Source organism: Nocardia sp. NPDC057227 (assembly GCF_042669725.1).
In the GTDB taxonomy this organism is placed as follows: Bacteria; Actinomycetota; Actinomycetes; order Mycobacteriales; family Mycobacteriaceae; genus Nocardia; species Nocardia asteroides_A.
In genome coordinates, this window is record NZ_JBHUXA010000021.1 from 81,642 (window position 1) to 97,988 (window position 16,347).

A 16,347-nucleotide genomic window follows, 5' to 3' on the forward strand; every position below is an offset into this window, starting at 1 on the left:
TCAGGTCGACCACGCCGCGAGGAGCTCGGCCGGCCCGTAGGCCGCGTCGAGCCCCGCGCAGTCGATCCCGCTGCGCGAAACGGCCAGCACCGGCACCGGTTCAGCGGTGAGCGCCGCGCGGTGCCGGTGCAGCGCCGCGAGATCGTGCCGGTCGAACGGAGAATTCTCCAGCCACTTCACCGACCCCACGAACAGCAGTTCCTTCGCAACCGGTTCGCGGTCGGCGCCGACGATGTCGATCTCCACGTCGTTCGTGCGGGTCCAGTACCCGCCGATCGCGGGCGCGGCGGGAAGATTCGCGTCGGGCAGCAACCGTGCGAGCGCCTCCCGCACCAGCGGTTCGATCGCCCGCCCGCGCCAGCTGGTCCAGTTCTCGCGGATTCGCGCGAGCGTCAGGTCCCCGCGACCGCGTTCGATCTCGGCCATCGCCGGCCCGAGTAGTTTCAGCCAGAACCGCAGGTAGGGATCGGCGACGCGGTAGCGGCGATCTTTCGACGGCCACGTCGCCACCGGCAACTCCGCCGCGATCACCCGCTTGTCCGCGAGGACCGCCAGCGACCGCTGCAGCGAGGCCGCGCTGATTCCACCCGCCGCACGGGCGATGTTCGAGAACGTCCGCTCACCGCTTCCGATCGCGGACAACACCGCGCGGGCCTGCGCCTGCTGCGGAAATTCCGCCGCGAGCGATCGCTCGGCCGAGACCAGCAGCGCCGACACCGGGTTGTCGAGCGCGTCCGCCAGGAATTCCCACACGCCCGCGCCACGCGACCACTCGGCGCAGACGAGCGGCAGTCCACCGGTGATCAGAGCCGCGTCGAAAGCCGTCTGCGGCTCGAGGTCGAGCATCTCGCCGACCTCGGCGGGGTCGAGCGGGCCGAGCACCATCTCGCGCCCGCGCTGATGGAATGGGCGGCCGTAGCTGTTCAGCGCCTCCATCATCGACAGGTCGGACCCGATGAGAATCAGCAGCACCGGCTTCGTCTCCAGCACCCGATCCCAGGCCCGCTGGAGCATGCCCTCGAAGTTCCCCTCCGCGTCCATCAGGTAGGGCACCTCGTCCATGACAACCACGCTCGCCCTGTCCGATGGCAGGGTGGCGCCGAGGATGTCGAATGCGGCATCCCAGCTGGACGGGCGAGCCGCCGCCAGGAGACCGGCCGAGGGCAGGGAGGACGCCTGCGCGTCGCGACCGAGCCGCTCGAGATCCACCTCCGGCGACGCACCGGTGGCCGCGTAGAAGAGGAAGGGCACCTCGGCTCGTTCCGCGAAGATCTCCACCAACCGCGATTTACCGACTCGGCGGCGCCCCCTGAGCAGTACACAACGCCCCGGCCGTGCCCCGCCGACCTCGGCCACCACCTTGGACAGCTCACGATCGAGCAGCTTCAGTTCACGTCGTCGACCGACGAATTCCGCCATGCCACCTCCACCGAGCCGCAATTACTAACGCCCATGTTACTAACATGAATGTTAGTAACATGGGCGCAGTAGCGAAGTCGGTGGAGTTCAGAGCACGCGCTCGATATCGGCGGCGGCTTCGGGCCCGTACGCCTTGGTGAGCCGCTCGACGGCATCGACCTTGTCCAGCGCCCACTCCTGGGTGCCCATGGTCTCCAGCACGAGCACCGCGACGAGCGAGCCGAGCTGGGCGGCGCGCTCGAGGCCGAGCCCGGCTGAGTGCCCGGTGAGGAATCCGGCGCGGAAGGCGTCGCCGACGCCGGTCGGCTCGACCTTGGTGTTCTCCGGCACGACGCCGACCTCGACGGACGTGCCGTCCCTGTCGACGACGAGGACCCCGTCACCGCCGAGCGTCGTCACCCGGATGCCGACGCGCGCGGCCACCTCCTCCTCGGTGAGCCCGGTCTTCTGCAGCAGCAGCGCCCACTCGTACCGGTTGGTGAAGAGATAGTCGGCGCCGTCGATCAACTGCACCGCCTGGTCCCCGTCGAGCCGCGCGAGCTGTTGCGAAGGGTCGGCTGCGAACCGAATCCCCAGTTCGCGGCACTCGGTGGTGTGCCGCAGCATCGCCTCCGGATCGTTGGCGCCGACCAGCACCAGGTCGAAGTCGTGGTGCTCGGCCAGCTCGCCGATCCCGATGTCGCGGGATTCGCTCATGGCGCCGGGGTAGAAGGAGGCGATCTGCGCCATGTCGTCGTCGGTGGTGCAGACGAAGCGGGCGGTGTGCGCGGAGTCGGAGATCCGGACCGCGGAGCAGTCGACCCCGCTCGCCTCCAGCTTGCCCCGGTAGGACTCACCGAAGTCGGCGCCGACCGCGCCGACCAGCAGCGGGTTGCCGCCGAGCTGGCCGATGGCGTAGGCGATGTTGCCCGCGACGCCGCCGCGCCGGATCTGCAGGTCGTCCACGAGGAAGCTCAGGGAGACGTGCTCCAGCTGATCGGCGAGGAGCGCGTCCGCGAACCGACCGGGGAAACGCATGAGGTGGTCGGTCGCGATGGACGCGGAGACAGCGATGGTCACGAGGCGGAGTCCTTCGACGGTAGGCGGCCTGCGTGAGCGGCACGCGACGGCGTTGGGCCGGGACTCACGTCCCGGCCCAACCGTATCAATCGATCGTCAGTTGAAGGAGTCGCCGCAGGCGCAGGAGCCGGTGGCGTTCGGGTTGTCGATGGTGAAGCCCTGCTTCTCGATGGTGTCGACGAAGTCGATCGAGGCGCCCTCGACGTACGGCGCGCTCATCCGGTCCACCGCGAGCGCGACGCCGGCGAACTCGACGGTGAGATCGCCGTCCAGATTGCGGTCGTCGAAGAAGAGCTGGTAACGCAGGCCCGCGCAGCCACCCGGCTGCACCGCGATCCGAAGCGCGAGATCGTCGCGGCCCTCCTGGTCCAGCAGCGCCTTCGCCTTGGCGGCGGCAGCGTCGGTCAGCTTCACGCCGTGGGTGGCGGTTGCGGTCTCGTTCTGCACAGTCATGGACTCTCCTAGGGACAGCTGTGGTCGCCCGCGAGCGATGCACGCCGAATCGTGCCGGTCGGGCAGGTTCAACGCCACTCGTCGGGCCGCTATTCCATCTTGCCACCCGCGGGCGCCTCCGTGCTGCCCGGGACCGGAGTATCGCGTGATCCGCGTCATCGAATAGCCTGGTCGGGTGAAGTTGTTCCGTCGTGGCGAGTCCGATACCACCGACGCGACCGCCGTCACCACGGCGGACGCGAGCGAAGGCGCCGTCCCGGCGGCGGCCACCGCCACCGCGGGCAAGGGCCGTCCCACCCCCCGGCGCCGGGATGCCGAGGCCCGCAAGCGCGGCCCGATCGCCCCCGCCCCGATGACCTCCAAGGAAGCGCGCGCCCGCCGTAAGGCGAACCGCGGCGACCGGGCCGACCGGAAGGTAGCCGCCGCCGAGCGCCGCGCCGCGGCCCAGGACCGCCGCGAGCGCATGCTGGCCGGTGAGGACAAGTACCTGCTGCCGCGCGACCGCGGCCCGGTGCGCGCGCACGTGCGCGACATCGTCGACGCCAGGCGCAACCTGGTCGGGCTGTTCATGCCGATGGCGCTGGTGCTGATCCTCTCCATGTTCGCCGCGCCCGGGCTGCAGACCATCGTCACGCTGGCCATGCTGGTGATGATGGCGTTCATGATCGTGGAGGGCGTCTTCCTCGGCCGGATCATCAACAACCGGGTCCGCGAGCGCTACCCGGACACCACCGACACCGGCTTCAAACTCGGCTGGTACGCCTTCGTGCGCGCCTCGCAGATCCGCAAGATGCGCGCGCCCAAGCCGCGGCTCACCCCGGGCGACCCGGTCTGATCCACCGCCTACGAGAACAGCCCGCCGGTGCTACCGGCGGGCTGTTCTGTTTCGGGGGTTGGGTCACCGGTGATGACCAACCCGGGTGGAGAGCGCCGCCAGGTCGGCGCGGAACCGTTCGGCGTCCCGATCCTGGACGGCGCCGGAGCCGGCCCGGGCGGGACCGGCGGCGATGAGCGCTCCGAGGAGCAGGACGACGGCGAGGGCGAGCAGAAAACCAATCATGGCAGTAATTGTTCGCTCGTTCATATCCCGCCGAAAGTGGCAGCTCTGACATTGTTCGTAAAGATACGGCCAGCTACCCTGATGCCATGCTGCAGAAGGTCGCCGTCGTGCTCGCGCAGAACATGGCCATGTTCGAGTTCGGCGTGGTCTGCGAGGTCTTCGGGCTGGACCGCACCGAACAGGGGCTGCCCGGCTTCGACTTCCGGGTCTGCGGCGCCGACCCGGGGCGGCCGCTGCGCTCCTCGACGCCCGGCGTCACCGTCACCCCGGACTACGGCCTCGACCAGCTGGCCGGGGCCGATCTCGTCGCCGTCCCCGCCTTCCCGGTGACCGCACTGGACAACGGGCTCGATCCCCGGCTGGTCGATGCGGTGCGCGGCGCCGCCGACGCCGGTGCCATCGTGCTCACCGTCTGCTCCGGCGCCTTCCTGGCCGGCGAGGCCGGGCTGCTCGACGGCCGCAAGTGCACCACGCACTGGCGCTACGTCGACGATCTCGCCGCCCGCTACCCGGCCGCGACGGTCGACCCGGACGTGCTCTTCGTCGACGAGGGCAACCTGGTCACCAGCGCGGGCACCGCGGCCGGGATCGACGCCTGCCTGCACCTGGTGCGCCGGGAGATCGGCAGCGCCGCCGCGAACGGCATCGCCAGGCGGATGGTGGTCCCCCCGCAGCGCGACGGCGGGCAGCGGCAGTTCATCGAGCGCCCGATCGCCGAGTGCACCTCGGACAGTCTGAGCGCCACCCTGACCTGGATGAGCGAGCACCTGGAGCACCAGCACACCGTCGAGGAGCTGGCCGCCCGCGCGCGCATGTCGACCAGGACCTTCGCGCGCCGCTTCGCCGCCGAGACCGGGACCACCCCGGTGAAGTGGCTCACCACCCAGCGCGTGCTCTACGCCAAGCACCTGCTGGAGGACTCCGGCGACGGGCTGGAGCGGATCGCCGGGCTGGCCGGGTTCGGCTCGGCGGCGCTGCTGCGGCACCACTTCCAGCGGCAGGTCGGGATCGCGCCCACCGAGTACCGGCGCCGGTTCGGCGGCGAGCCCCGGTAGCCTGCGCGGCATGGGTGACTCCCCCGGCGGGCCGCGCACACTGGTGCTCGGCGGCGCGCGCTCCGGCAAGTCCGCGCACGCCGAGCGGCTGGCGGGCGACGGCCCGGTCCGCTACCTCGCGACCGCCGTCCCCGACCCCGCCGACCGCGATTTCGCCGAGCGGATCGCCGGGCACCGGGCCCGCAGGCCCGCGGCGTGGGAGGTGCTGGAGAGCGCCGACCCGGCCGCCGTCCTCACCGAGCCCGCCGATGCTCCCCCGGCGACCCTGGTGGACGACATCGGCACCTGGCTCACCGCCCGGATCGACGCGCTGGACGCCTGGGCGGCGCCGCGCGGCACCGTCGCCCCTGCGGCCGACGCCCTTGTCGCGGCGGTCGACGGCTACCGGCACCGGCTGGTGCTCGTCAGCCCGGAGGTCGGGCTCGGGGTGATCCCGGCGACCCGCTCCGGCCGGCTCTTCCGGGACGAGATCGGCGCCCTGAACCAGCGCCTGGCCCAGGTCTGCGACGAGGTGGTGCTGGTGGTGGCCGGGATTCCGATGCGGGTGAAATAGCCACCGCCCGCATCGGACACTATGGAGCGGCAGCGCGCGGCCACCGGCCCCGCGCCGGAAGCACGCGGAAAGGCTGACAGTGACACACGGATTCGAACCGGTCTCCGCTCCCGACGCCCTCGTGCGCGCGGCCGCCGTGGCGCGCCAGGCGCAGCTCACCAAGCCCGCGGGCGCGCTCGGCCGGCTCGAGGAGCTGGGGAACTGGGTCGCGGCCTGCCAGAGCGCCTGCCCGCCCGCGCAGTTCGAGCGGGCGCGGGTGGTGGTCTTCGCCGGGGATCACGGGGTCGCGCGGCACGGCGTCTCGGCGTACCCGAGCGAGGTGACCGCGCAGATGGTGGCGAACATCCTCGACGGCGGCGCCGCGGTGAACGCCTTCGCCGCCGTCGCGGGCGCGACCGTCCGGGTGGCCGACATCGCGGTGGACGCCGACACCGACCCGGCCGTCTCCGCGCACAAGGTGCGCCGCGGCAGCGGCTCGGTGGACCGGGAGGACGCGCTCAGCGAGGACGAGGTGCGCGCCGCGCTGGACGCGGGCCGCGCCATCGCGGACGAGGAGATCGACGCGGGCGCCGACCTGCTGATCGCGGGCGACATGGGGATCGGCAACACCACCCCGGCCACCGCGCTGATCGCCACGCTCACCGGCACCGAGCCGGTGGCCGCCATCGGCCGCGGCACCGGGGTCGACGACGCGGGCTGGAGCCGCAAGCTGGCCGCCATCCGGGACACCATGCGCCGGATCCGCCCGGTCGCCAAGCAGCAGCCGGTGGCGCTGCTGCGCGTCGGCGGCGGCGCCGACATCGCCGCCATCACCGGTTTCCTGGCCCGCGCCGCCGCCAGGCGCACCCCGGTCGTCCTGGACGGCCTCGTGGTGACCGCCGCCGCGCTGGTCGCCGAGGATCTGGCCGACGGCGCCAAGGCGTGGTGGGTGGCCGGGCACCGCTCCACCGAGCCCGCGCAACGGCTGGCGCTGCGGCACCTGCACCTGGAGCCGCTGCTCGACCTGGACATGCGGCTGGGCGAGGGGTCGGGCGCGCTCGCCGCGCTCCCCCTGCTCCGCGCCGCCGTCGCCGCGCTCGGCGAGATGGCCACCTTCGGCGACGCGGGCGTCAGCACCCGGGCCGAAACCGCCGCCCCCGCGGCGAACCTGCGGAAGTGAACCGGACTCCCGGCGCGCACCGGGCCGACCCGCGCGTGGTGCTCGGCACCGGTGCCATGGCCGGCCGCGGCGGGACCCGGTGATCACCGGACTGCGGCTCGCACTCTCCTGGCTCACCGTGCTCCCCGCGCGCGGGCCGGGCGAGATCGACCGCAGAGCGGCAGGACAGGCCATCGCCGCGGCGCCCGTCGCAGGGCTTTCGCTCGGAGCCGGGGCCGCAGCGGTCCTGTGGGCGCTCACCGCGGCGGGCGCGACGTCGATCCTGGCGGGGCTGCTCACGGTCGGCGCACTCGCCGTCGGCACGCGCGGCATGCACCTGGACGGCCTGGCCGACACCGCCGACGGCCTCGGCTGCTACGGCCCGCCCGAACGCGCCCGCCGCATCATGAAGGACGGCGGGATCGGCCCCTTCGGCACGGCCGCGCTGCTCATGGCCGTCCTGACCCAGGCCTTCGCTTTCGCGGCACTCGCGGACGCGGGCCTCTGGGCAGGCGTGCTGCTCGCGGTGACCACCGGCCGGATCGCCGCGGTCATCGCGTGCGTGCGCGCCCCGGCCGCACCGGACACCGGCTTCGGCGCCCTCGTCGCCGCCACCCAGCGCCCACTGACCGCCGCCCTGTGGGCGACCGCCGCGCTCGCCGCGGCCGCCCTGCTGCCCGGCATCGCGCCCTGGCACGGCCCGCTCGCGGTCGCCGCCGCACTGACCGTCGCCGCGTTGCTGACGCAGCATTGCGTCCGCCGTTTCGAGGGGCTCTCCGGCGACGTGCTCGGCGCCGCGGTGGAATCGGCGACCGCGACCACCGCCGTACTCCTCACTCTCGGCTGAGCCGCCCGAAAGTCCGATACTCGGCCGGTAATTCGGAGATATACCTCCCGACCAGTGCCATCCAGCTATTGCCCGGCACGCCCGCTCCGCTGTTTCCGGCACCGAAAAGGCCACCGCACGGCAACCGCACCCCGCAATTTCGAACGAGTTCCGCCCCGATGTGGCGACCACCACAGTCTGGGTCAGTGGACATTTTCCGGCCGACTCGCACGCATCGTCTGGGTCGCACAATAAGGTGTACGCCATGTCTTCCGAGCGCCTGTACTTTCGCCAGCTGCTGTCCGGCCGGGATTTCGCCGTCGGCGATCCGATCGCGACGCAGATGCGGAATTTCGCGTACCTGATCGGCGACCGGGAGACCGGAGAGTGCGTCGTCGTCGATCCCGCCTATGCGGCGGGCGATCTCGCCGACCTCGCGGAGGCCGACGGCCTGCGCCTCACCGGCGTGCTCGCCACGCACCACCACCCGGACCACGTCGGCGGCAGCATGCTCGGCTTCACCCTGCGCGGCGTGCGCGAACTGCTCGAGCGGACCAGCGTCCCGGTGCACGTGAACAACGCCGAACTGACCTGGGTCGCCAATGTCACCGGCATCGCGGAGAGCGAATTCACCGGCCACGAACACGGCGACAAGCTCAGCGTCGGGACTTTCGAGATCGAATTGTTACACACGCCCGGACACACGCCGGGCAGCCAGTGCTTCCTGTTCGAGAACCGGCTCGTCGCGGGTGACACGCTCTTCGTCGACGGCTGCGGCCGCACCGATTTCCCCGGCGGCGATTCCGACGAGATGTTCCGCAGCCTGCGGCATCTCGCCGGGCTCCGCGGCGACCCGGTGGTCTATCCCGGGCACTGGTACTCGCAGGAGCCGAGCGCGCCGCTGACCGCGGTGCGCGACAACAACTACGTGATGCGCCCGCAGACGCTCGACGAATGGCACATGCTGATGCCGGGCTGAGCCCAGCACACGCCCAGCAGCCCTGCCCGTCGTTCCGGACGGCAGGGCCGGGCGGCCGCGATCAGAAGCGGAAGAGCCAGTCGTGGGTATCGGCGAAGGTACCGCGCTGAATGCCGGTCAGGGTGTCGCGCAACGCCAGGGTGACCTCGCCCGGCTCCCCACCGCCGATGGCGACTTCGCCTTCGGGCGAACGCACCCAGCCGACCGGGGTGATGACCGCCGCGGTGCCGCAGCCGAACACCTCGGTGATCTCGCCGGAGGCCGCGCCGTCCAGCCACTCGCGCACCGAGACCTTGCGCTCCTCCACCCGGTACCCGGCGTCGGCGGCGAGCGTGATGAGCGAGTCGCGGGTGATGCCGGGCAGCAGCGAGCCGGAGAGCTCCGGCGTCACCAGCGTGGCCTCCGAGCCGGAGCCGAAGACGAAGAACAGGTTGTTGGTGCCCATCTCCTCGACGTAGGCGCGCTCGACGGCGTCCAGCCAGACCACTTGGTCGCAGCCCTTCTCGGTGGCCTCGGCCTGGGCGAGCAGCGAGGAGGCGTAGTTGCCCGCCACCTTGGCCTCGCCGGTGCCGCCGGGCGCGGCGCGCACGTACTCGGTGGAGAGCCACACCCGCACCGGCTTCACACCGCGCGGGAAGTAGGCGCCGGCCGGCGAGGCGAGCAGCAGGTACTTGTAGGAGGAGGCGGGCTTCACGCCGAGCCCCGCCTCGGTGGCGAACATGAAGGGCCGCAGGTAGAGCGATTCCTCGCCGCCCGCCGCCGGCACCCAGTCGCCGTCCGCCGCGAGCAGCGCGCGCACCGACTCGATGAAGAGCTCGTCCGGTAGCTCGGCCATCGCCAGCCTGCGCGCCGAGCGCCGGAAGCGCGCGGCATTGGCGTCGATCCGGAAGCACGCGATGCTGCCGTCGGCCTGCCGGTACGCCTTGAGCCCCTCGAAGATGGCCTGGCCGTAGTGGAAGACCATGGTGGCCGGATCCATCTGCAACGGCGCGTACGGCTCGACCCTGGCGTCGGTCCAGCCGCCGTCCCGGTAGTCGATGGAGACCATGTGGTCGGTGAAGTACCTGCCGAAGCCCGGCGCCGCCAGAATCTCCTGTACCCGCTCCCCCGGAGTGCGGGCGGGATGCGGAATACGGGCGAACTGTGCAGCAGCGGTCATGCCCCCGATCCTATCGGGGCGCCCTGATCAGGCGGGGCGCGCGTCCACGAACGGCGGCCGCACCACGGCGCAGCGCAGCCGCCTGCCGCGCACGTCCGCGGTGACCTCCGCGCCCGGCTCCAGCCCGGCCGCGGTGTCGAGCAGCGCGAGCGCGATGCCGCGCTCCAGGGTCGGCGAGAAAGTGCCGGAGGTGGTCTCCCCGACCACCTCGTCACCGCGCAGCACGCGCTGCCCGCGGCGCAGCACGCCGCGGTCGATGGCGCGCAGCCCGAGCAGCGTCCGCGCCGGTCCGGCGGCCTTCTCCCGCTCCAGCGCGGCCTTGCCCCAGAATCGCTGCTTGGCCCAGCCCACCGCCCAGCCGCAGCGCGCCTGCAGCGGGCTGATGTAAGGCCCGAGCTCGTGGCCGTGCAGCGGGTACCCCATCTCGGTGCGCAGGGTGTCGCGGGCGCCGAGCCCGGCGGGCTGCCCGCCGGCGGCGCGCACCGCGTCCAGCAGCGCGCGGAACACCGGCTCGGCATCGTCCCAGCGCGGCAGCAGCTCGTAGCCGTGCTCGCCGGTGTAGCCGGTGCGGCAGACCCGGACCTCGCGGCCGCGCCACTCGGCGTCGGCGAAGGCCATGTAGCCGAGACCGGCGGGCAGGCCGAGGCTTTCGAGCACCTCGGGCGAGCGCGGGCCCTGCACGGCGAAGACCGCGTAGGCCCGGTGGTCGTCCGTCACCGTGACGCCGCCTGTGCTCGCCCTGCGCAGCCGGGAGACCACCTCGGCCGTGTTGGCGGCATTGGGGACCAGGAAGATCTCGTCCGGCCCCACGAAGTAGGCGATCAGGTCGTCGACCACGCCGCCCTCCTCGGTGCAGCACAGCGTGTACTGCGCCCGGCCCGGCCGGATCCGGTCCAGGTCGTTGGTGAAGGCGCCGTTCACGAACTCCGCCGCGCCGGGGCCGCGCACCGTCGCCTTGCCGAGGTGGCTGACGTCGAAGAGCCCGACCGTCTCGCGCACCGCCGCGTGCTCGCGCACCGTGCCCGCGTAGGAGACCGGCATCCGCCACCCGCCGAACGGCGCGAAGGTCGCCCCGAGCTCGGTGTGCACAGCGTCGATCGGTCCTCGGAGCAGCTCGGTATCGGTCACCCGAGGCAGCTTAGCGGCTCCAATCCGCCGGGCGGCGGGCTCGCGGTGACGCGCAGTAGCCTGACCCCATGACCGCTGCTGCTGATCGTTCACTTGGCCCGGAACTGGCTCGTACCACCGCTCTCGGCCCCGACACCGACGTGCTCGTCATCGGCGTCACCTCCTCCGAGAACGGCCCGGCGATCGTGCCCGACGACCTGTTCACCGACGTGCTGAGCGCCGAGCTGCGCGCCACCCTGCTCGATCAGCTCGGCGCGGTCGGCGCGAAGGGCAAGGCCGAGGAGCTCACCCGGGTGCCTGCCCCGGCCGGGCTGGACGGCATCACCAGCGTGCTCGCCGTCGGCCTCGGCTCGGCGGAGAAGCTGGACGCCGAGCAGATCCGGCGCTCGGCCGGGGTCGCGGCGCGCGCGCTGAGCGGCACCGAGCAGATCGCCAGCACGCTCTCCGGGCTCGACCTCGGCGCCGCCGCCGAGGGGTTCTACCTCGGCGCGTACACCTTCACGCCGTACCGCTCGGCGAAGACGGCGCCGAAGCCGGACGAACGCCCCGTGGCCAGGGTCGAGCTGCTCGTCCCCGAACCCGATTTCGGCGAGGAGGCGCTGTTCCGCGCCCAGCTGGTCGCCGAGGCGGTCGCCACCGCCCGCGACTTCGTCAACACCCCGCCCAGCCACCTCTTCCCCGCCGAGTTCGCCGACCGCGCCGCGCTGCTCGCCGAGGCCGCCGGGCTCACGGTCGAGGTGCTGGACGAGCGGGCGCTGGAGGCCGGTGGCTACGGCGGCGTGATCGGGGTGGGCAAGGGCTCGTCGCGGCCGCCGCGGCTGGTCCGGATCAGCTACGAGGGCGGGCCGCGCCGGGTCGCGCTGATCGGCAAGGGCATCACCTTCGACACCGGCGGCATCTCGATCAAGCCCGCCGCCGGCATGGACGCCATGACCTCCGACATGGGCGGCGCCGCGGCGGTCATCGCGACGACGCTGCTCGCGGCCAGGCTGAGCCTGCCGATCACGGTCACCGCGACGGTGCCGATGGCCGAGAACATGCCGTCCTCCACCGCGCAGCGCCCCGGCGACGTGCTCACCCAGTACGGCGGCACCACCGTCGAGGTGCTGAACACCGACGCCGAGGGCAGGCTGATCCTGGCCGACGCCATCGTCCGCGCGGGCGAGGACGACCCGGAGTTCCTGATCGACGTCGCCACGCTCACCGGCGCGCAGATGGTCGCGCTCGGCACCCGCACGCCCGGTGTCATGGGCACCGAGGAGTTCCGCGACCGGGTGGCCAGGATCTCCCGCTCGGTCGGCGAGAACGGCTGGGCCATGCCGCTCCCGCCGGAGCTGCGCGCCGACCTGAACTCCAAGGTCGCCGACATCGCCAATGTGGCCGGTCACCGCTGGGGCGGCATGCTCTCCGCCGGACTCTTCCTGAAGGAGTTCGTGCCGGAGGGGGTGCAGTGGGCGCACATCGATATCGCGGGCCCGGCCTACAACACCGGCGGCGCCTTCGGCTACGTCGGCAAGGGCGGCACCGGCGTCCCGGTGCGCACCTTGATCGCGGTGCTGGAGGAGATCGCGGCCGAGCCGGTCACCGAGTAGGACGGTCGCGGGCTCGGCGGGCCGCCTCAGAGCTCGTCGAGTTCGCGCTCGAGCTCGCGCTTGCGGCGGATGCGCTCGCGCTCGTCGTGGTCGCGCATGCGCTGCGGGTAGCCGGTGCGCGCCACGTCGTAGACCGGGATCCCGAGATCGCCCGCCAGCCGGTGCGCGCCGCGCTCGCCGACCACGCGCCTTGTCCACTCCCCATCGGCGGCGATCAGGACAACCGTGACATCGGTCACGGTGGTCTTGGGCTCGACATAGCCCTCGACGCCGGTGTGCGTGCGCACCCAGTCGGCCAGGTAGCGGGCGTCCTCGCCGCGCGGCCCGCCCGGCCGCGCTGCCCGTCCGGCCCTGGCGGTGGCGCCACGGAAGCGATCGAGCAGCCCCATCGCGGTATCTCCTCCTCGTCGGCACCGGCCGCGGGTTCGTCCGGCGCGACCGGGTAGTTCCATAGTGCCCGAGCCCGGTAGTTGCCCGCCCTGTGCCGCATGCCACGCGCGCGAGTGCAAGGATGGACCGCGGTACAAGAACCACACAGATCCGGTGCCGAGCGCGCGCGGAAGCCGCCGCGACCCGTGGCGGCGCCCACCGGGCAGCGAACTGTTGTAGACCCGTCGAGCAGTCAAGGAGTCAACGGACATGGCCTTCTCCGTCCAGATGCCAGCTCTTGGTGAGAGCGTCACCGAGGGAACGGTCACCAGGTGGCTGAAGCAGGAAGGAGACACGGTCGAGGTCGACGAACCCCTGCTCGAGGTGTCGACCGACAAGGTCGACACCGAGATCCCGTCTCCGGTCGCCGGTGTGCTGACGAAGATCGTCGCCCAGGAGGACGACGTGGTCGAGGTCGGCGGTGAGCTGGGCGTGATCGGCGATGCAGGCGAGGCGCCTGCCGAGGACGAGGCTCCGGCTCCGGCCGCCGAAGAGGCGCCGAGCGAGGAGGCACCCGCCGAGGAGGCCCCGGCCGAGGAGGAGCCCGAGCCCGAGCAGAGCGCACCCGCCGCGTCGTCGGGATCCGGTGACGGCACCCCGGTGAAGATGCCGGAGCTGGGCGAATCGGTCACCGAGGGCACCGTCACCCGCTGGCTCAAGGCCATCGGCGACGAGGTCGCCGTCGACGAGCCGCTGCTCGAGGTCTCCACCGACAAGGTCGACACCGAGATCCCCTCCCCGGTCGCGGGCACGCTGCTCGAGATCACGGCGGAGGAGGACGACGTCGTCGCGGTCGGCGGTCAGCTCGGCGTGATCGGCAGCGGTTCGCCCGCGCCGAAGAGCGAGCCCGCGCCCGCACCCGAGCCGAAGCAGGAGGCCGCTCCGGAGCCCGAGCCGGAACCCGAGCCGGAGCCGGAGCCCGAGCCCGAGCAGGCCCCCGCGCCGAAGGAGGAGGAGCAGCCTTCGAAGCAGGCGCCCGCCCCGAAGGCCGAGGCGCCGAAGAGTGCGCCCGCCGCCGGTGCCAACCCCTACGTCACCCCGCTGGTGCGCAGGCTGGCCGATGAGCACGGCGTCGATCTCGGCGAGCTGAGCGGCTCCGGCGTCGGCGGCCGCATCCGCAAGCAGGACGTGCTGGCCGCGGCCGAGGCCAAGAAGGCCCCCGAGCCCGCCGCCGCGCCCGCGCAGCAGCAGCCCGCCGCGGCCGCCGCCGCCCCGAAGGCGCAGCCGAAGCCCGCGCCCGAGCTGGCCCACCTGCGCGGAACCACGCAGAAGGCCAACCGGATCCGGCAGATCACCGCGACCAAGACGCTGGAGTCGCTGCGCACCACCGCGCAGCTCACCCAGGTGCACGAGGTCGACGTCACCCGGATCACGGCGCTGCGCACGAAGGCAAAGGCGGCCTTCAAGGAGCGCGAGGGCGTGAACCTCACGTTCCTTCCGTTCTTCGCCAAGGCCGTCGTCGAGGCGCTCGGCGTGCACCCGAACGTCAACGCCAGCTACGACGACGACAGCAAGCAGATCAGCTACCACGCCTCGGTGCACCTCGGCATCGCCGTCGACACCGAGCAGGGGCTGCTCTCGCCGATCATCCACAACGCCAGCGACCTCTCGCTGGCCGGGCTGGCCAGGGCCATCGCGGATATCGCAGGCCGGGCGCGCAACGGCGGGCTGAAGCCGGACGAGCTCTCCGGCGGCACCTTCACCATCACCAACATCGGCAGCCAGGGCGCGCTGTTCGACACCCCGATCCTGGTTCCGCCGCAGGCGGGCATGCTCGGCACCGGCGCGATCGTCAAGCGCCCGGTGGTGGTGACCGACGAGAACGGCAGCGAGTCCATCGGCGTCCGCTCGATGGCGTTCCTTCCCCTGACCTACGACCACCGCCTGATCGACGGCGCGGACGCGGGCCGCTTCCTCACCACCATCCGGCATCGCCTGGAGGAAGCCGCGTTCGAGGCCGATCTGGGGCTGTAGCGAAGGGCCGCCGTCTCGATGAAGGTCGTTGTCGCCGGTTCGTCCGGCCTGATCGGGACGGCGCTCGTCGCGGCGCTGCGCCGGGACGGGCACGAGGTCGCCCGGCTGGTGCGGCGGCAGCCCGCCGCACCGGACGAGTTCGCCTGGGATCCCGCGCGCGCCGAGCTCGACCAGCGGGCGCTGCGCGGGGCCGACGCCGCCGTCAACCTGTGCGGGCGCAATATCCACGCCCAGCGCTGGACCGGCCGGTTCAAGCAGGAGCTGCGGGACAGCCGGATCACCCCCACCGACGTGCTGGCCGGGGCGGTCGCCGCCGCCGGGGTCCCGGTGCTGGTCAACGCGGGCGGCGTGCACATCTACGGCGGCGCCACCGGGGACCGGGTGATCGACGAGACCGCCCGGCCCGGAACCGGTTTCCTCGCCACGCTCTGCCGGGACTGGGAGGCCGCCACCGCGCCCGCCGCGGCGGCCGGGGTCAGGACCGTGCTGCTGCGCGGCGGCCTGGTCCTCGCCCGCACCGGCGGGCTGCTCGGCGTGCTGCGCCCGCTCTTCGGGCTCGGCATCGGCGGCCGCTTCGGCGACGGCAGGCAGTACACGCCGTGGATCTCGCTGGCCGACGAGGTCGGCGCGATCCGGCACGTGCTCGCCGACGGCGACGTGGCGGGCCCGGTGAACGCGGTCGGCCCGGCCCCGGTCACCAATGCCGAGTTCACCAGGGCGCTCGGCCGCGCGCTGCGCAGGCCGACCCCGCTGGTGGTGCCCTCGTTCGTGCTGCGCGCCGCCATCGGCGAGTTCGCCGACGAGGCGGTGCTGCGCGGGCCGCGCGTCATCCCGACCGTTCTGGAGGAGAGCGACTACGTGTTCCGCCACCCCACCCTCGGCACCGCGCTGACCGACCTCTTCGATCCGGCGGGGGACGGCGCTTGAGCGAGTCAGGCCCGGAGGCGGAAGCGGAGCGTAGCCACGGAGGGCCCTCGCTCACGCGCGATCGACACAGCGTGAAGGTGCGTGATGCCGTACGAGCCGATCTACCGGCGATTCTGGTCATTCACAACGCCAATATCGCCGCCTCGACGGCGATCTGGGACGTCGACGAGGTCGGCATCGACGATCGGGAGACGTGGTTCGCGGCGCGCGCCGCGGACGGGCACCCGATCCTGGTGGCCGAGATCGACGGCGAGCTCGCCGGTTACGCAGGCTACGGGCAGTGGCGCCCCAAGCTCGGCTACCTGCACAGTGTGGAGAACTCGGTGTACGTGGCCGAGCGCTTCCAGCGCCGCGGGGTGGCGCGGGCGCTGCTCGGCGCGCTGCTGGAGCGGGCCCGCGAGTCGGGTTCGGTGCACGCGGTGATCGCCGCGATCGAGTCCCGCAACACCGGCTCCATCGCACTGCACGAGCAGTTCGGCTTCCGGATCGTCGGCAAACTCCCCGAGGTGGGGAGAAAGTTCGGCCTGTGGATGGATCTCACGCTCATGCAGCTCACGCTCCCGGTCCCCGAGCCCGACCACCGGCTCGGGGCGTAA

Annotated in this window: 17 protein-coding genes; 10 read left to right on the forward strand and 7 right to left on the reverse strand. The window is 72.5% G+C overall.

Annotated elements, in window-relative coordinates; translation table 11 throughout:
• The 3 genes from ACFUJ1_RS25550 to ACFUJ1_RS25560 form a co-directional block, all read right to left on the reverse strand.
• Entirely contained in the window at positions 1 to 1,419 is a 1,419-nt protein-coding gene (locus ACFUJ1_RS25550; protein WP_378649499.1) for an ATP-binding protein, read from the reverse strand.
• An 87-nt stretch (positions 1,420 to 1,506) separates the two neighbouring features.
• The gene (locus ACFUJ1_RS25555; protein ID WP_378649500.1) at positions 1,507 to 2,478 is read right to left on the reverse strand and encodes a carbohydrate kinase family protein; all 972 of its coding nucleotides are present in this window, start codon (positions 2,476 to 2,478) and stop codon (positions 1,507 to 1,509) included.
• A 96-nt stretch (positions 2,479 to 2,574) separates the two neighbouring features.
• A complete protein-coding gene (locus ACFUJ1_RS25560) occupies positions 2,575 to 2,931 on the reverse strand; it encodes an iron-sulfur cluster assembly accessory protein (protein WP_233016704.1) in 357 nt (118 codons plus the stop codon).
• 175 nt (positions 2,932 to 3,106) lie between these two features.
• Here ACFUJ1_RS25560 and ACFUJ1_RS25565 point away from each other — a divergent pair, with 175 nt between their 5' ends.
• Complete coding sequence (locus ACFUJ1_RS25565) at positions 3,107 to 3,766, forward strand: DUF3043 domain-containing protein (protein ID WP_378649501.1); 660 nt, start codon at positions 3,107 to 3,109, stop codon at positions 3,764 to 3,766.
• A gap of 63 nt (positions 3,767 to 3,829) precedes the next feature.
• On the opposite strand, the gene ACFUJ1_RS25570 is transcribed toward ACFUJ1_RS25565, so the two are convergent.
• The gene (locus ACFUJ1_RS25570) at positions 3,830 to 3,991 is read right to left on the reverse strand and encodes a hypothetical protein (RefSeq protein WP_378649503.1); all 162 of its coding nucleotides are present in this window, start codon (positions 3,989 to 3,991) and stop codon (positions 3,830 to 3,832) included.
• 86 nt (positions 3,992 to 4,077) lie between these two features.
• Here ACFUJ1_RS25570 and ACFUJ1_RS25575 point away from each other — a divergent pair, with 86 nt between their 5' ends.
• The 5 genes from ACFUJ1_RS25575 to ACFUJ1_RS25595 all read left to right on the forward strand — a co-directional run bounded on the left by ACFUJ1_RS25575 (position 4,078) and on the right by ACFUJ1_RS25595 (position 8,542).
• Positions 4,078 to 5,046, forward strand: coding sequence for a helix-turn-helix domain-containing protein (locus tag ACFUJ1_RS25575; protein ID WP_378649505.1), 969 nt, complete (start codon positions 4,078 to 4,080; stop codon positions 5,044 to 5,046).
• 10 nt (positions 5,047 to 5,056) lie between these two features.
• The gene (locus tag ACFUJ1_RS25580) at positions 5,057 to 5,599 is read left to right on the forward strand and encodes a bifunctional adenosylcobinamide kinase/adenosylcobinamide-phosphate guanylyltransferase (protein WP_378649507.1); all 543 of its coding nucleotides are present in this window, start codon (positions 5,057 to 5,059) and stop codon (positions 5,597 to 5,599) included.
• A gap of 79 nt (positions 5,600 to 5,678) precedes the next feature.
• Positions 5,679 to 6,758: a nicotinate-nucleotide--dimethylbenzimidazole phosphoribosyltransferase gene (cobT, locus tag ACFUJ1_RS25585; protein ID WP_378649509.1), complete on the forward strand. Its 1,080-nt coding sequence runs from the start codon at positions 5,679 to 5,681 to the stop codon at positions 6,756 to 6,758.
• A gap of 82 nt (positions 6,759 to 6,840) precedes the next feature.
• A complete protein-coding gene (locus tag ACFUJ1_RS25590) occupies positions 6,841 to 7,584 on the forward strand; it encodes an adenosylcobinamide-GDP ribazoletransferase (RefSeq protein WP_378649593.1) in 744 nt (247 codons plus the stop codon).
• Between the two features lie 244 nt (positions 7,585 to 7,828).
• Positions 7,829 to 8,542, forward strand: a complete 714-nt coding sequence (locus ACFUJ1_RS25595) for an MBL fold metallo-hydrolase (RefSeq protein ID WP_378649511.1) — start codon at positions 7,829 to 7,831, stop codon at positions 8,540 to 8,542.
• A 61-nt stretch (positions 8,543 to 8,603) separates the two neighbouring features.
• Here ACFUJ1_RS25595 and ACFUJ1_RS25600 read toward each other — a convergent pair whose 3' ends face one another.
• Both ACFUJ1_RS25600 and gcvT read right to left on the reverse strand, forming a co-directional pair.
• Positions 8,604 to 9,701: a branched-chain amino acid aminotransferase gene (locus ACFUJ1_RS25600; protein ID WP_378649513.1), complete on the reverse strand. Its 1,098-nt coding sequence runs from the start codon at positions 9,699 to 9,701 to the stop codon at positions 8,604 to 8,606.
• Between the two features lie 27 nt (positions 9,702 to 9,728).
• Positions 9,729 to 10,829, reverse strand: a complete 1,101-nt coding sequence (gene gcvT, locus ACFUJ1_RS25605; protein ID WP_378649515.1) for a glycine cleavage system aminomethyltransferase GcvT — start codon at positions 10,827 to 10,829, stop codon at positions 9,729 to 9,731.
• Positions 10,830 to 10,897: 68 nt separating this feature from the next.
• Here gcvT and ACFUJ1_RS25610 point away from each other — a divergent pair, with 68 nt between their 5' ends.
• Positions 10,898 to 12,421: a leucyl aminopeptidase gene (locus tag ACFUJ1_RS25610; RefSeq protein ID WP_378649517.1), complete on the forward strand. Its 1,524-nt coding sequence runs from the start codon at positions 10,898 to 10,900 to the stop codon at positions 12,419 to 12,421.
• Between the two features lie 26 nt (positions 12,422 to 12,447).
• Here the strand turns inward: ACFUJ1_RS25610 and ACFUJ1_RS25615 are convergent, their stop codons facing one another.
• The gene (locus tag ACFUJ1_RS25615; protein WP_378649519.1) at positions 12,448 to 12,810 is read right to left on the reverse strand and encodes an oxidoreductase; all 363 of its coding nucleotides are present in this window, start codon (positions 12,808 to 12,810) and stop codon (positions 12,448 to 12,450) included.
• Between the two features lie 250 nt (positions 12,811 to 13,060).
• Here ACFUJ1_RS25615 and sucB point away from each other — a divergent pair, with 250 nt between their 5' ends.
• The 3 genes from sucB (at position 13,061) to ACFUJ1_RS25630 (ending at position 16,347) form a co-directional block, all read left to right on the forward strand.
• On the forward strand, positions 13,061 to 14,824 hold the full coding sequence (gene sucB / locus ACFUJ1_RS25620) for a 2-oxoglutarate dehydrogenase, E2 component, dihydrolipoamide succinyltransferase (protein ID WP_378649521.1): 1,764 nt from the start codon (positions 13,061 to 13,063) through the stop codon (positions 14,822 to 14,824).
• 18 nt (positions 14,825 to 14,842) lie between these two features.
• Positions 14,843 to 15,751 (forward strand): TIGR01777 family oxidoreductase, encoded by a 909-nt coding sequence (locus tag ACFUJ1_RS25625; RefSeq protein ID WP_378649523.1) that lies wholly within the window; start codon positions 14,843 to 14,845, stop codon positions 15,749 to 15,751.
• Between the two features lie 71 nt (positions 15,752 to 15,822).
• Positions 15,823 to 16,347, forward strand: coding sequence for a GNAT family N-acetyltransferase (locus tag ACFUJ1_RS25630; protein ID WP_378649525.1), 525 nt, complete (start codon positions 15,823 to 15,825; stop codon positions 16,345 to 16,347).